Raw genomic sequence first — 14,255 nt, 5'->3', positions numbered from 1 at the left:
TGGAGCCCGAGAAGTTCGGACAGCCACTTTGACCTCAATGCCGGCCTTCATGAGCTCACTCCCCGTGTCGTCAAGGGGCCAAAGCTGCAAGCCACAGCCCCAATCGGAGATTTTCGAAACGACGAAGGCGAATGCCCAACCGCTGTCGAAATTCGCGTGCGAAGGCAGCAGATGCGTCGTAGCCGGCATCCACGACCCTATCTGTGGCGCTTGGCTGCGGAGATAAACCGATGAAGCGCGCTTCATGCTTCAGTATCCCCGAGCAGCCCCGGAAGCCGCCCGGCTGTCCATCGCGCCATTGTAGCGAGCACCGCCTCCTTCGGCGATTTCCGCCAGATTCTTCCCGCCGACCAGGATGCCGGCGGCCTGGCCCCAGATGGTCCAGCTGGGATCGACGGCGACGTCATGGCCCATTTCCGTCAACAGTTTCAACGTGTCCGACGACAGTGCATAGGGCTCCATATAGACCTTGTCCGGTAGCCATTGATGGTGGATGCGCGGGGCGTCGATGGCTTCCTGGATGCTCATCCCGTGGTCGATGACGTTGATGATCGCTTCCAGAGTGATGGTGATAATGCGGGCACCGCCGGGGCTGCCGATGACCATGAACGGCTTGCCGTCCTTTGAGATGATCGTCGGGCTCATCGAGGAGAGCGGCGTCTTCTTCGGCTCGATCGCATTGGCCTCGCCCTGGACCAGGCCATAGAGATTGGGCGAGCCGGGTTTCGAGGTGAAATCGTCCATCTCGTTGTTGAGCAGGATGCCGGTACCATCGGCGACGACGCCCGCGCCAAACGAGCCGTTCAGCGTATAGGTGACGGCCACCGCGTTGCCGTCATTGTCGATGATCGAATAATGCGTCGTCTCGGTGCTTTCGCCCATGCCCTTCGGCATCAGGTCCTTCGAAATCCCGGCCTTGAACGGGTTGATTTTGGCGTGGATTTCCGCGGCATAGGCCTTGTCGGTGAGCTTTTCGACCGGGTTTTCGACGAAATCCGGATCGCCGAGCGCCGAGTTGCGATCGACATAGGCATGGCGCATCGCCTCGATCATGACATGCACGGTGTCAGTCGAGCCGTAGCCGAGATAGGAGAGCGGGTAGCCTTCCAGCACGTTGAGGATTTCGCAGATGATGACGCCGCCCGAACTTGGCGGCGGCGAGGAGGCGATCTCGTAGCCGCGATAATTGCAGGTCACGGGTTTCAGTTCGCGGACCGTATATTGCTCGAAATCGGCCTTGGTAAGAATGCCGCCGGTGGCAGCGCTCGCCTTGACGATGGCGTCGGCGATAGCACCCTTGTAGAAGGCGTCGGGGCCTTTTTCCGAGATGCTGGTCAGGCTTGCGGCGAGGTCCGGCTGGACCAGCGTTTCACCGATTGCAAACGTCTTGCCATCGGGTTTCAGGAAAATCGTTGCGGCGGCCTTATCCTTAGCCAGCTTTTTGGCGCCATTGCCCAACGAAGCGACATCGCCCTGATCGAGCACGAAGCCGTCCTTGGCGAAGCGGATGGCGGGCGCCAGCAGGTCCTGGCGCGACAGCGTGCCGTATTTCTCTCGCGCCGTCTCAAGCCCCAGCACGGAACCGGGCACGCCGACGGCCAGATAGCCGGCGGTGCTCGCCCCTTTCACGATCTCGCCCTTGTCGTCGAGATACATGGTCTTGGTCGCGGCGATCGGCGCGCGTTCGCGGAAATCGAGGAAGGTGGTCTTGCCGTCCTTCAGCCGGATGGTCATGAAGCCGCCGCCGCCGATATTGCCGGCGGTGGGATAGACCACCGCCAGCGCATAACCGACCGCCACCGCCGCATCGACGGCATTGCCGCCCTTCTTCAGCACTTCGACGCCGACATCGGTGGCGAGATGCTGGGCGGTGACGACCATGCCATGCTCGGCCTTGACCGGCTCGGGTGAGGCGGCGAAGGCGGGCGGCAGGCTGAGGGAAACGATAAGCGCGGCGATCGCGGCGGTACGGGGCAGAGGCAGCATGGTGTTCTCCCGGTTCCGGTTTTCGGATGTGGCATCTTCGCCGAGTTCGGATGCGATTGCCAGCCTTTCCGACGGCGAGTGCGTCGGGATCGCTCCTCGCCGTTGTCTTGCCGGGCGCCGTTGTCGAGGTTCGCGCAATCCTGTCCCGTTATGTGACCCCCAAGTATCACCTGACGCCAAATATCACCCGACGGAGTTCCTGTGCCCTTTCTGACCCTCAAATTTTTCGTTGCCGTCCTGCCCTTGCTTGTTCTGGGTTATATTTTCGGCACATTCGTCAGTGCGGCAATTCAGGGCATGCATGTCAATCTAGTTTTCGTGGCGCTCAACGCGTTTGGCATTGCTTTCGCGCTCTGGGATTTCGAGTCTCGCTGTCGAGGAAGATGAGGCCGCGCCTGCACGAACGATCAGATATCTGCTTCAGCATTTCGGTCCACGCGCGATGTCTCGCCGTGGTTTGACTGGCATCTTCGGACGTGGCGCTGAAAGCTGCCTCGTTTGAAGAGTAAAAAGTGACACCTCTCAGCGCCCCGTTCGGCGGTTTTTGCCCACGCACTTTTTCCGCTACGGCCTTGTCAGCCCTCTGTGCATCGCACGCCCGCAGCAGCAACAGCCTGCGGAGGGGAAATTTCGCCTGGACCCCGAATCTGGAGACTTCCGTCCTTTCCCCAAACCCGGCGCCGACCCCGCCTCGCTGCCACGGCTGGCAGTGTATCCGTGGCGGGACGAGGGGTATCGTAGACTGGATTTTCCGGGCGGGGATTTTCTTTCGCTGCGCAGATCCCCTCACCAACAAAATCCAGCACTTCGCCTTGGCTAAGGTGTTGATTTTGTGTCATCTCTCACTGGGGGAGAGATAGGGATGCCGCATCTTCGCAGCCCGCTCTTTTCCCCGGCTTGGGCAGAGGTTGGCTGGGTGTAGCCTCTCCCTTGTGGGCAGGGCTATCGCATATGGAAAAGACCCCCTCTGGCCTGTCGGCCATCTCCCCCACAAGGGGGGAGAGACCCAGCCGCCGGCCTTCGTTTCCGATGACAGACGGGGCGGCGGGTTAAGCCCTCCCCCTTGTGGGGAGGGGTTGGGGAGGGGACCGTTCCGTGCTCCCATGCCTACCCCCTCTCTTGCAATTTCTAGCACTTAGCTGCGCTAAGAGCTGAAATTGCTTTCTCCCCCGCCAAGGGGGAGATAAATTTGCCGCGCTTTTGTGCCTGAAATTCAGGCGTGAAGCCCGAGGACGCCGTAGGGCGGCAGGGAAAGCGGCGTTGCGACGGATGGATCCGACAGTGCGAAGGCATCGACATTTTGCTCCTCGGCGGTCAGGTTGACGATCCAGAGGGCAGGGCCGGTTTGTCCCTCTACGGCGAAGGCGAGTACCCTGGCCGGATCCGATGAGGTGACGGCATGCCAGGGACGGCCGGCGAGGTCGGCCAGGGCCTTGACGACAGCATGGAGGGCGCGGTTTCCGCCCGGTGCCACAGGCTCGCTTTCTCCGGCATATAGGCCGAAGGGGCCGGTGAGGGCCGAGAGCGTCAGGGTTTCCAACCGCGCATCCAGCACCGACGCGACATAGCCCGTAGCGAAGGCGGCGGCGAACTGGCCGTTGTGACGGGGGTCGCGGTTGGCCATCGGGATGCGGCCGCCGTTGGGGTTGTCCATCGTCTGGCTGCCATAGGGGTTCTGGCGCATGGGGATCGTGGATGGGCCAATGCGGTAGGGCTTGTCGCCATAGATGGCGCGGACGGAGCGGGTGATGAAGGGCAGGGCCTCCAGCGTCTGCATGACGCTGACATCATCGGCGGCATGGACGATCGGATTGGTGCAATGGCTGACGAAGGCGAGGGTTTTCGCCGGCACGCGCTTGCGGTTGAGTTCGGTGAAATAGGACAGCATGCCGCCGCCCAGCCGAATGCCGGGAAAGGCGCTTGCCGCTGCCGCATAGACGTCTTCGAGTGGCGGGCAGTCCGGCCATTGGCTACCGGGCGGCGTCGATTGTCGATCGACAGCGAGGCAGACCATGATGGCGTCCGGCCGGAAGTTCGCGGCCTGCATCCAGCCGGCAATCTCGTTCATTTCTTCTGTCAGTGATCGCTTACATGGAACGGCGATCTCCAGCGTCGTCGTGCCGGCATGAATGGCGGCGATTGCTGCGAAATCCGTGAAGGCATCGGCACCATGGCCGGCCAGCGGATCGAAATGAAACAACAGGTCCTGCGCCTTCGGGGCGTCGGATTGCCGAAGGGCGGCAAGGCTCGCCCTGGCTTCCTCAGGCGTGATCAGCAGGCCTATGGCGGGCATCGTGCCGGAGGCTTCGCCGGGCGTCAGGCGGATGGCGGCCTTGCCGGTGGTGGATATGGCGGGCGTAGCGGATGCCGGACGGCTGTCGGTGATCACGAGCGTGATCTGCTGGCTGACGGGCTCATTGGCTGGAATCCGGTAGGGCCAGGGCAGGGCCAGCGGGCGGACATAGGTCTTGTAGGAGGCGTCGGACCAGTTGCGCTGGTCTTCCATCTCGAAGGTGTCGCCTTCCATGCGGCACTCGACGCTGACGCCGGGAAGGGCGGTATGGGTGATGGCGCGCATGTCCTTGAACGGCTGCCAGGGCTCGATCAGATCGGGCATGTCGGTGGCTTCGATCGTTCCATCGACATGTTCGACGGTGACCGGGGTGCCGGCGACATCGACGATCGGGTGCAGGATGCAGAAGCCGCAGCGATTGGTCTCGAAACCGGTCGAGGAACGGGCTTCGCCCCTGAAGGTCAGCCTGCCATCGGTGCGGCCTTCAATCGTGGCGGATATGTCGAGGGCGGTGTTGTCAGGCCCGTTGCAGCGGGCGCTGTAGGCGACGGTGAAACCGGCGGCGGTTTCGGTGACGGCGATATCCGAGAGGGTGGGATCGTAGGTGCCCCAGTCGCGATCCCGCACCAGATAGGAAGTGGCCCGCAGCACCTCGACGCCGTCATAGGCGATCATGCGCAGATTACCGCCGGACAGTTGCGCCGTCAGCTTTCCGGCCTTCAGCAGGCGCGGAGCGGGCTCGGCCTGTGTGGTTCCGGTAAGCGCGAAAGCCGTTGCCGCATCGGTCATTTGAGCAGGGTTCCGATATCGATGGTGGCCTTCGATGCGGCACTTTCATAAGCTGCTTCGACGAGGGCGAAGGTTTTCAGGTTGTCGGCGCCGGAGGTGGAGGTTTCCGTACCGGCCTTCAGGCTGTCGGCCCAGTGCTGTTGGATGGCGAAGACGCTTTCCTGAATATTGTGCCATGGGCGGGAGGCCCAGGAGAGCAGCGTTGGGGCAACATCGGTGTTGACAGTGCCATCGGCGTTGAAGACCTGCAGTTCGTAGCCCTGCGACAGACGCAGCGAGCCCTCGGTGCCGTCAAGCTCTATCAGCGTCTCTGGGAAGGGCTCGACAGACTGCTTGGTGGCATAGCTGACATCGACGATCGAGGTCGCGCCGTTCTCGTGGTCCATCAGGATGGTCGCGACGTCCTCGCCCTTGATTTTTAGGTTGACGCGCCTGGTGCGGGCCGAAAGAGACGTGACGTCGCCGAGGATGTAGCGGGCGATATCCAGCGTGTGGATGCCGAGATCCTCGATGATGAAGCGCTTGCCTTCCGCAAGATAGGGCTGGCCGGAAAAAACGTCGTAGCCGGAACGGAACGAGAAGCGGCCCCAGAAAGGCGTGCCGATCGCGCCGGAATCCAGCACCTTGCGGACGGCCTGGATTGGCGTCTGCCAGCGGAAATTCTCGTGGATCATCAGCGGAATGCCGGCGGCGTCGCAGGCGGCGACCATGGCCTTGGCATCGGCCAGCGTTGGCGCGAAAGGCTTCTGGCAGATGGCAGGGATCCTGTTCGCAGCGGCGAGTTCGACCAGAGCGCGGTGGCTGTTCACGGTCGTGGCGATATCGACGAAATCGAAGCCGCCATCGGCGAACATCTGGCTCGCATCGGTGTAACGGCGTTCAATGCCGAACTGGTCGCCGACAATCTTCAGGCGCTCCGGATCGCGGTCGCAGATGGCGACGATCCCGGCGCCATCGACATCCTTCCAGCCGTGCATCTGATTGACGGCGAAGAAGCCGCAGCCGATGAGAGCGCCCTTGAGATCGGTCATGTCAATTCTCCATATCGGATGCGAAGACCCCTCCCCAACCCCTCCCCACAAGGGGGAGGGGCTTAACCTGCCGCGCCTTCACTTCAACCAAAAAGGCCTCGCATGTGAGAGAGGTCTTGGTTTGTCGCGTTTGGTGCGGCATCCGAGCCCCTCCCCCTTGTGGGGAGGGGTTGGGGAGGGGTTTTTCTAAACTTAGCCCTTCTTCGCCAGCTGCATCAGCGTTACCCGCTGCTGCAGGCGTCTTTGGGCCTGGTCTACCACCACGGCGACGATGATGACGATACCCTTGATGACCATCTGCCAGAAGGAGGAGACGCCCATCATGACGAGGCCGTCGGACAGGATGCCGATGACGAAGGCGCCAATGATGGTGCCGCCGATCGTGCCGCGGCCGCCCGACATCGAGGTGCCGCCGAGCACCGCCGCGGCGATGGCGTTGAGTTCGAGGTTGGTGCCGTTCAGCGGATGCGAGGCCATCAGTTCGGACGAGATGATCAGGCCGACGATAGCAGCGCAGAAACCGGAGAACATGTAGACGAACATCTTGACGCGGTTGACGCGGATGCCGGACATGCGGGCGGCGCGCTCATTGCCGCCGACGGCGAAGATCTGGCGGCCGAGCGGCACGAAGCGGGCGAAATAGGCGGCGGCGAGCGCGACGATAATCAGGATACAGACCGAGACCGGCAGTCCAAAGATGGTGCCCGAGCCGAGATAGCTGAAGCCCTGGTTGCCAAGCTCGGGACGGCCGGTGAGGTTGGGCAATGTCTGGCCGTTGGAAAAAAGCAGCGCCATGCCGCGCGCCACATAGAGCGTGCCGAGCGTCGCGATGAAGGGGGCGACGTTGAGCTTGGTGATCAGGAGGCCGTTGATCGCACCGATGACCACGCCGACGAACATTGTCAGGATGGCGACCTCGAAGATGTTGAAATACATCGTATAGCCGATCTGCAGGTCGATGCCGTGCAGGATCAGGCCGCCGGCCACCATGCCGCAGAGGCCGACGATCGACCCCACGGAAAGATCGATGCCGCCGGTGATGATGACGAAGGTCATGCCGATGGCAAGGAAGGCGTTCTGTGCCGCATGTTTCGACATGAGGATCATGTTCGACGTCGACAGGAAGTTCGGGGCGAAGATCGAGAAGAAGATGATGACGGCGAACAGCGCAATGAATGTGCGCGCCTTCATCAGTGTCAGGAGAACGGAGCCGCCATCAGCCGACGGCACTTTTGCGGTAGCGGTTGCTGATGTCATCACGCGAGTTCCTTCGAAAGGGTTGTTTCAGCCGTCTTGTGGCCCACGGAGGCGGCCTTGACGATCGCTTCTTCCGTTGCGGTCTCGCGATCGAGAATGGTGGTGATCCTGCCGTTGCTCATCACGGCAATGCGGTCGGACAGAGCCATGACCTCTTCGAGGTCGGAGGTGGAAAACAGGATCGCGAGGCCCTCGCCCGCCAACCGGCGCATGGTGCGGAACACGTCCGCCTTGGCGCCGACATCGATGCCGCGGCTCGGCTCGTCCATCAGCAAAACCTTCGGATTGGTCATCAGTGCCTTGCCGATGACGACCTTCTGCTGGTTGCCGCCGGACATGGAGGTGACGTCGAATTCCGGGTTCGGCGCCTTGATCGAAAGGTTGCTGATGGCATCCTTGATGGCGGACTGTTCGCGGTCGCCGGCGATATGGAAGCCGAACTTGACGAATTTTTCGAGGCTCGCCAGCGTCAGGTTGGAGGCGATCGACAGGACCTGCACGAGCCCTTCGCGCTGGCGGTCCTCCGGGATCAGGGCCAGACCCTTCTTGATGCGGGTGGAGGTGTCCCTGGCGACGATCTCTTCACCGGCGACGAAAATCTTGCCGGTCGAGTGCGCATGCTGGCCAATGACGCATTCGAAGAATTCGCTGCGCCCGGCGCCCATCAGGCCGTAGATCCCCAGCACTTCGCCCGCCTTGACCGAGATCGACAGGTGATCGACGGCGAGACCGCCGGTCTTGCGTGGCAGGCAGATATCCTCGGCGCGGAAGGCTTCCTCGCCCAACTTGTGATCGACGGACTTGGCGAAATCCTTGGCATCGGAGCCGATCATCGAGCGGACGATCCATTTGGTGTCGATGTCGCGCACCATGGCCTGGCCGGTGATCTGGCCGTCGCGCAGCACGGTGATATAGTCGCCGATGCGCATCAGTTCTTCGAGGCGGTGCGAGATGTAGACGATGGCAACGCCCTGTGCCTTCAACTCGCTGATCACCTTGAACAGGATATCGACCTCGGCGGCAGACAGGGCCGAGGTCGGTTCGTCGAGAATGAGGATGCGGGTGTCGAGCGAGATCGCCTTGGCGATTTCGACGAGCTGCTGCTGGCCGATCGGCAGGTCCTCGACCATGGTTTCGGCGCTGATGCCGGCGTCGAGCTTGTCGAGGAAATGATTGGCTTTTTCAACCTGGGCCTTGTGATCGATGCCGCGCAGGCCGCGGGTGAGCTCGCGGGTGGCGAAGATGTTTTCGGCGACCGAGAGATTGCCGAACAGGTTGAGTTCCTGGAACACCATGCCGATGCCGTGCTTCTGGGCGTCGGCCGGCGAGTTGAACTCGACCTCCTTGCCTTCGAGCAGGATACGGCCGAGCGAGGGCCTCTCGACGCCGGCGATCATGCGCATCAGCGTCGATTTGCCGGCGCCGTTTTCGCCGACGAGCACATTGACGGCGCCGCGCTTCAGCTCGAGGCTGGCATGCTTGACGGCGACGATGCCGGAATAGACCTTGGTGACGTCATCGAGCTTGAGAATAGTGTCGTGTGTTGCGGCCGTCATATCAGCCGCCGATCGTGATTGTGACGGGAGTCAACAGCGCCGGTTGGCCGCTTGAGGGAGCGGGGTAGGCACCGAGTGCTTCCACATGTCTGCCTTCGAGGCCGTCGCGCGCGAGTTTGTCGAGAACCTTGGCATTCAGGTGATTGTTGAACGCCTTGCCGAACTCAGCCCATTGGATCTGGTTCTTGAATTCGCTGAAATTCACGAAGTCGAGGCTGTCGCGGATGGCGGTGCCCTTGACGACGGGACCGATCTGGATGCGGACATCGGCCTTGCCGTCGCCATCGATATCGGTGTCGAGATAGCCGGCGCGGGATTTCGTCTCCGCCTTGACGACCGTGCCGGATACCTTCGCGGCATAGGTCCATGGCGCGGTGCCATTCTTTTCCTTGTGGCCGTATTTGGCGGCTGCAGCGGTTGCATCCGAAGCGATGAGCCCGGAGACCTCCTGGTATGTGCCTGCCCGCTGCTGGAGGAAGGGAATGACCTTTGCGTCCCACAGGTCGGCAACCTGCTTGTCGGGGTCGAAACCACCGCTCGCGGCGACGGCCGCTTCTTCAGCGGTCGGTGTCTTGATGATCTTGCAGCCGGGCAACACCAGCGCAATGGCGAGCGAAATTGCGGCTGCGGCCCGGAAATTCGGCATGAAAGTCACTCCGTCGTCGTACACAAAAACGCACAGGGCAGAGATGCTCCGCCCTGTGCGTGTCCTTTGGGAGGATCAGTCCTTGAGCGCGAAGGTTTCGAGCTTGGCGGCATTGTCGGCGTTGATGAGAACGCAATCCATCAGCTGCTTTTCCTCAGCCGGGCCCTTGCCCGTCTTGATGTAGGTGTCAGCCTGCTCGACAGCCATCTGGGCCTGGGCGTAAGCCGGCTGCAGAACGGTTGCCTTGATGCCGCCGGAGGTGATCGAATCGCGGACGTCGTTGGAGCCGTCGAAGCCGACGACGATCACGTCCTTGCGGCCGGCCGCCTGGAGAGCTGCGATCGCGCCCATGGCCATCGTGTCGTTGCCGGAGATGACGCCCTTGATGTCCGGGTTTGCCTGCAGGATGGTTTCCATTTTGGAATAGCCTTCCGTCTGGCTCCAGTTGGCCGACTGCTGGGCGACCATCTTCATCTCCGGATATTCGTCGATGATGTCGTGATAGCCCTTCGAGCGGATGCCGGCGTTGAGGTCGGCTTCACGGCCGAGAAGCTCGACATAGTTGCCGCTTTCGCCCATCAGCTTGACGAACTCTTCCGCACCGAGCTGCGCACCCTGATAGTTGTTGGAAACGATCTGCGACACGGCGACGCCGGTGGCGTTGATTTCGCGGTCGATCAGGAAGGAGGGAACGCCTGCATCCTTGGCCTTCTGGACGGCGGCGATCGAGGCTTCCGAGCCGGCATTGTCGAGGATGATGGCATTGGCGCCGCGGCCGATAGCGGTATCGATCAGCTGGCTCTGCTTGTTGGCATCGTCATCGTGAACCAGGACGAGGGTCTCGTAGCCGAGTTCCTTGGCTTTGGCTTCCGCGCCGACAGCTTCCGCCTTGAAGAAGGGGTTGTCATGCGACGGCGTGATGATGGCGATGAGGTCGGCGGCGAAAGCCGGCATGGCAACGCTCATCGAAAGAACGCCGGCGAGGGCGGCAAGGGTCAGTCTGCGTGTCAGTTTCATGTGTTTCCTCCCAGGTGCGAATTGAACGGCCCCGTTCCCGGCGGGGCCGAAGGGGTTGCGGGCGCTGGGCCCGCTTGTCAGGTGATGCGCCGGATGCTTGCGGCGATCTCCTCGGGTTCGAAGACTTTCTTCCAGTCGTCCTTCATCAGGACGGGGATGCCGAATTCGATCGCCTTGTTGCAGGCATCGGAAAAGACGCCGGGCGTCTCTTCAAAGATGACGGCGCCGAGCACGTTCATGTGGCCGAGCAGGAAGTCGCGCGCGGCTTCCTTCGGCACGCCGCGGGCGACGCATTCGTCCATCGCCTGGCGCATGACGACCAGCAGCGACGCACAGACGGTTTCCGAGAGGCCCGGCTCCAGAAGCGCGATCTGCTCGACGCTGACGCGGTGCGAGCGCATGACCGGCGCCCAGATGACCTTGGCCACTTCCTCGCCCAGCGCATAGTGCTCCTCCGGACCCTGCATCAGGGCGGAGACGATGTGCTGCTTGGCGGCGACGCCACCGAAGAAGTCGCGCTTGGCGGCCGGGTCGGTCTCGTCGTTGAAGATCGGCGGATGGCAGGGATGGGTGACGAAATAGGTGAGGTCGTCACGAACAGGCAAATGGCCGGCGGCAGGAGCCGCTGCGTCGAGCACAATGACGATGGTGCCGGCGGCAAGCTTGTCGACGATACCGGCCGCAACCTGGCCGATGACGGTATCCGGCACGGCGAGCACGACCACTTCGGCACCCGAGAGTGCCGCGTCGGCATCGACGCAGGAGAGGCCGAGGTCGGCTTGCAGACGTGCCTTTCCTGCGTCGCTCAGCTCGACATGGCGCACGTCGAAGCGCGAGCCTTTGAGGTTCTTGGCAAGCCGGTAGCCCATTTTGCCACCAGCACCGAAGAGTGCGATCGAAGTCATGTTTCCTCACCTGCGCGTTTGTTTTGCGATGGTGTAGGCCAACTGGTATGATGAGTCAATCAGTATGTCAGATGGTGAGATGATTTTTTAACGAAGCTGGTGTCAAATGCTTGAAAGGGGACAGAGGAGGACAGCGGCAAGGCAATCGGGACGTCAGAGTCATGTCTGACACTGGGGAGCCGTGGCTTCCCACCTCATAACTCTAGGTTGAGATGTTAACGCGGATTAAAGATATTATATTTTATTAAGCTGTGGTTTGAGATGTAAAAAGCTTCAGGATTGAGTATATTTGCAGTGAAGGCCCCGGATTTGGGGGTGAAGTTCACGTTTTTTGTCGTCGCATAGTATGCATCGGGTTGAGTGGTAATGGCATTGTAGTTTTCGGCTGTCGATCAGCGCTTGGGATGGAAAAGATCGCAGGGCATGCTCAAACGGATCAAGAGACACCAAGTGCTTGTGGGGATGTTCGTTACCGACATCGAAGATCCGTTGCGGGACGAAGCCATGCGGGTTCGCAGCTTTCTCCTGAAGAACGAAGCCGCGGTCGCGAAGGTCAAGGCCAGCAACATCATCAGCCTGGTCATCGATACCAGCCGGGGTGTGGATGTCGGTAGCTCCGCGCCGTCGCTATCCCCCAAGGCCGCAAATCCTGCTCCACGAGCCTTTTCCGAAGCAGAAATCAAGCAGGCGATGCAGACGATCGAGCTGACGAAGCCGCTGCTCGAAAACCTTTTTTCCGACATCAGGCTAAGCGGCACGGCAAGCTTCGCGCACGCCGATCTCGCCGTGGAACAGGTCGCGCGATCGATGGAGGGCAATCCGGCTGCCCTGATCGGCATCACCCGGCTGAAGAGCAAGGACGAATATACCTTTCTCCACTCGATCTCGGTCAGTGCGCTGATGGTGCATTTCGGCCGGTGGCTGCGGCTGGACAAGCAGACAGTCCGCGAACTGGGGATTGCCGGGCTGCTGCATGATATCGGCAAGATGATGATGCCGGACACGCTCTTGTCGAAAGAAGGCGCCCTCAGCACGGCGGAAATGGCCGTCATCCGCACGCATCCCGTCCGGGGCTATGAACTCTTGGCCCGCCAGGGCGACATGCCTGAACTCGTTCTGGACGTCTGCCTGCATCACCATGAGCGCATGGACGGCAAGGGCTATCCGAACGGTCTTTCCGACAAGCAGCTCAGCCTTCCCGTCCGGATCGCCGCCATCTGCGACGTCTATGACGCGATGACCTCGGCCAGACCCTACAAGCGGGCCTGGTCGCCGGCCGAAACCGTGAAGATGATGTTGAAATCGGAAGGTCATTTCGACCGGCATCTGCTCGGCCAGTTCATCTCCAGCATGCGCGGCTCGCCGAAACTTCCGCCCGGGATCGATCGGCGGAATGCCGATCGACTGAACGCCTGAGAGTTCCTGCCGCTATTCCTGCAGTCCGTCGCGGATCTGCGAAAAGTATCCGTCCGATCCGACCTGGCCGCCCTTGAGGGCGATCTGCAGACCATTGGTCGGCGCATGGGCGCCGTGGGCTGTGCAGAGCGGTGAACCGGGTGTCTGAGGCAAAGGCAGGAGCGTGGTCAGCGCCTGGACATGCAGTTCGCGCAAGGCGTGGCTGGACGTATCGCCACCGGCGATCACGGCGCGGCTGAGCTGCTGGTCCTCGACCAGACGGCGCAGGATGGTGCCGAGCAGGCGGCCGAGACGGTGGCGGCTGCCGGGGATTCGGTCGATATCGCCGCCGCGATCGGCGGAAGGCCCGAGCGCCGTGTTGAGGATGACGCTGCGGCCGGCCTTCAAACCATCGATGCCGGCGGCGATCGCCTTTTCCAGGGCGGCCGACCCGTTTTCGCCGAGCAGTTCCAGCGGATCGAGATCGATGCCGACAAAGCCGTTGGCGGTGGCGTGGCGGATCTGCCGTTCGGTGGTCGGCGAGACACTGCCGGACACGACGGCGATGCGATCGGCCTTTCCGGGCAGAGGGAAGGTCTTTCGGCCCTCCGTCAGCCCGGCATCGGCCCAAGCCGCGAGCAGCGCATATTCGACGCCGGACGAGCCGGTGACGAACCAGCCGTTGTCGCGCTTCAGGCGCCAGAGCTGGTGGCCGGCGCGCGCTTGGCTTTCTGGGCTATCGACATCGAACAGCACCATGCCATCGGCGGTATCGCAAAGCGCGCCGATCCGCGCATCGGCGTCAGCGGCGGCCAGCATGGAAAGATCGGCAAGCCGGGTTTCGAGCAGCGTCTGGGCTTTGAGGTGCAGGCGAAGATCGGCCTCGGCCATCGGGGTGACGGGGTGACGGCTCATCACGGGATGGCGGTCGATGCGGTAGACGTCGCCCTGATAGGCGGCGAAGAGGTGACCGAAGGCCGTGTAGCGCTTCAATTGCGGCGCACCGACCAGAACCGGCACATAGGCTTGGTCGAACAGCGCCTTGCCGATCTCGACCGCCTTGCCGATATTGCCGACCGTCGGGCTGGAATCGAAGGTCGAGCAGACCTTGTAATGGCAGATGGCGGCCCGGAGGCTCTTCAGCCAGCCGAAGGCGGGCGTCAGGTTTTCATCCATCCAGGCGATCGTTTCGCTTCGGCTGGTGCCGGCAAGGCCGATCGCGCGGCAATGGGCAAAGCGCTTCAACAACGCATCATTCGGCACGTCCATGAACAGCACGGTCTCGACGCCGTTGGAGGCCAGCGCCTCCATCACGTCGGTGGAGCCGGTGAGGTCGTCGCCGTAATAGGAGAGGAGGAGATTGCTCTGATCGGACATGGG

General features: G+C 62.0%; 11 protein-coding genes. 2 read left to right on the top strand and 9 right to left on the bottom strand.

Features of this window, described 5'->3' with window-relative positions:
* Positions 1-249: 249 nt before the first annotated feature.
* Entirely contained in the window at positions 250-1,986 is a 1,737-nt protein-coding gene (gene ggt / locus ACST81_RS23315) for a gamma-glutamyltransferase (protein ID WP_438754470.1), read from the bottom strand.
* A gap of 201 nt (positions 1,987-2,187) precedes the next feature.
* Between ggt and ACST81_RS23310 the strand changes: the two genes are divergently transcribed.
* Positions 2,188-2,373, top strand: a complete 186-nt coding sequence (locus ACST81_RS23310) for a hypothetical protein (RefSeq protein ID WP_438754468.1) — start codon at positions 2,188-2,190, stop codon at positions 2,371-2,373.
* 826 nt (positions 2,374-3,199) lie between these two features.
* On the opposite strand, the gene apnL is transcribed toward ACST81_RS23310, so the two are convergent.
* The 7 genes from apnL to ACST81_RS23275 all read right to left on the bottom strand — a co-directional run bounded on the left by apnL (position 3,200) and on the right by ACST81_RS23275 (position 11,480).
* Positions 3,200-5,068, bottom strand: a complete 1,869-nt coding sequence (gene apnL / locus ACST81_RS23305; protein WP_438754467.1) for a D-apionate lactonase — start codon at positions 5,066-5,068, stop codon at positions 3,200-3,202.
* On the bottom strand, positions 5,065-6,099 hold the full coding sequence (locus ACST81_RS23300) for a Gfo/Idh/MocA family protein (protein WP_438754465.1): 1,035 nt from the start codon (positions 6,097-6,099) through the stop codon (positions 5,065-5,067). The genes apnL and ACST81_RS23300 overlap by 4 nt, the downstream gene beginning before the upstream one ends.
* A 192-nt stretch (positions 6,100-6,291) precedes the next feature.
* Positions 6,292-7,356: an ABC transporter permease gene (locus tag ACST81_RS23295; protein ID WP_438754463.1), complete on the bottom strand. Its 1,065-nt coding sequence runs from the start codon at positions 7,354-7,356 to the stop codon at positions 6,292-6,294.
* Positions 7,356-8,912, bottom strand: coding sequence for a sugar ABC transporter ATP-binding protein (locus ACST81_RS23290; protein ID WP_438754461.1), 1,557 nt, complete (start codon positions 8,910-8,912; stop codon positions 7,356-7,358). The genes ACST81_RS23295 and ACST81_RS23290 overlap by 1 nt, the downstream gene beginning before the upstream one ends.
* 1 nt (position 8,913) lies before the next feature.
* Positions 8,914-9,558 carry a DUF2291 family protein gene (locus ACST81_RS23285; protein ID WP_438754459.1) on the bottom strand — a complete coding sequence of 215 codons (645 nt, stop codon included), beginning with the start codon at positions 9,556-9,558 and terminating at the stop codon, positions 8,914-8,916.
* Between the two features lie 75 nt (positions 9,559-9,633).
* Positions 9,634-10,575 (bottom strand): D-ribose ABC transporter substrate-binding protein, encoded by a 942-nt coding sequence (locus ACST81_RS23280; protein ID WP_438754457.1) that lies wholly within the window; start codon positions 10,573-10,575, stop codon positions 9,634-9,636.
* A gap of 77 nt (positions 10,576-10,652) precedes the next feature.
* Positions 10,653-11,480 (bottom strand): phosphogluconate dehydrogenase C-terminal domain-containing protein, encoded by an 828-nt coding sequence (locus ACST81_RS23275; protein WP_438754455.1) that lies wholly within the window; start codon positions 11,478-11,480, stop codon positions 10,653-10,655.
* A 450-nt stretch (positions 11,481-11,930) separates the two neighbouring features.
* On the opposite strand from ACST81_RS23275, the gene ACST81_RS23270 reads away from it, so the two are divergent.
* Positions 11,931-12,896, top strand: a complete 966-nt coding sequence (locus tag ACST81_RS23270) for an HD-GYP domain-containing protein (RefSeq protein WP_438754453.1) — start codon at positions 11,931-11,933, stop codon at positions 12,894-12,896.
* Between the two features lie 12 nt (positions 12,897-12,908).
* On the opposite strand, the gene ACST81_RS23265 is transcribed toward ACST81_RS23270, so the two are convergent.
* Positions 12,909-14,252 carry a four-carbon acid sugar kinase family protein gene (locus ACST81_RS23265; RefSeq protein ID WP_438754604.1) on the bottom strand — a complete coding sequence of 448 codons (1,344 nt, stop codon included), beginning with the start codon at positions 14,250-14,252 and terminating at the stop codon, positions 12,909-12,911.
* Between the last annotated feature and the right edge of the window lie 3 nt (positions 14,253-14,255).

Source organism: Pararhizobium sp. O133, assembly GCF_051669845.1.
Lineage (GTDB): Bacteria > Pseudomonadota > Alphaproteobacteria > Rhizobiales > Rhizobiaceae > Pararhizobium.
Note: the sequence above shows the minus strand (reverse complement) of the source record. Positions and strands in the feature narration are given on the sequence as shown.

What these genes read in the sequence shown, in the direction of transcription:
- ggt (WP_438754470.1), bottom strand. Translation starts at nt 1,986, where the DNA reads ATGCTGCCTCTGCCCCGTACCGCCGCGATCGCCGCGCTTATCGTTTCC.
- apnL (WP_438754467.1), bottom strand. Translation starts at nt 5,068, where the DNA reads ATGACCGATGCGGCAACGGCTTTCGCGCTTACCGGAACCACACAGGCC.
- ACST81_RS23300 (WP_438754465.1), bottom strand. Translation starts at nt 6,099, where the DNA reads ATGACCGATCTCAAGGGCGCTCTCATCGGCTGCGGCTTCTTCGCCGTC.
- ACST81_RS23295 (WP_438754463.1), bottom strand. Translation starts at nt 7,356, where the DNA reads ATGACATCAGCAACCGCTACCGCAAAAGTGCCGTCGGCTGATGGCGGC.
- ACST81_RS23290 (WP_438754461.1), bottom strand. Translation starts at nt 8,912, where the DNA reads ATGACGGCCGCAACACACGACACTATTCTCAAGCTCGATGACGTCACC.
- ACST81_RS23285 (WP_438754459.1), bottom strand. Translation starts at nt 9,558, where the DNA reads ATGCCGAATTTCCGGGCCGCAGCCGCAATTTCGCTCGCCATTGCGCTG.
- ACST81_RS23280 (WP_438754457.1), bottom strand. Translation starts at nt 10,575, where the DNA reads ATGAAACTGACACGCAGACTGACCCTTGCCGCCCTCGCCGGCGTTCTT.
- ACST81_RS23275 (WP_438754455.1), bottom strand. Translation starts at nt 11,480, where the DNA reads ATGACTTCGATCGCACTCTTCGGTGCTGGTGGCAAAATGGGCTACCGG.
- ACST81_RS23265 (WP_438754604.1), bottom strand. Translation starts at nt 14,252, where the DNA reads ATGTCCGATCAGAGCAATCTCCTCCTCTCCTATTACGGCGACGACCTC.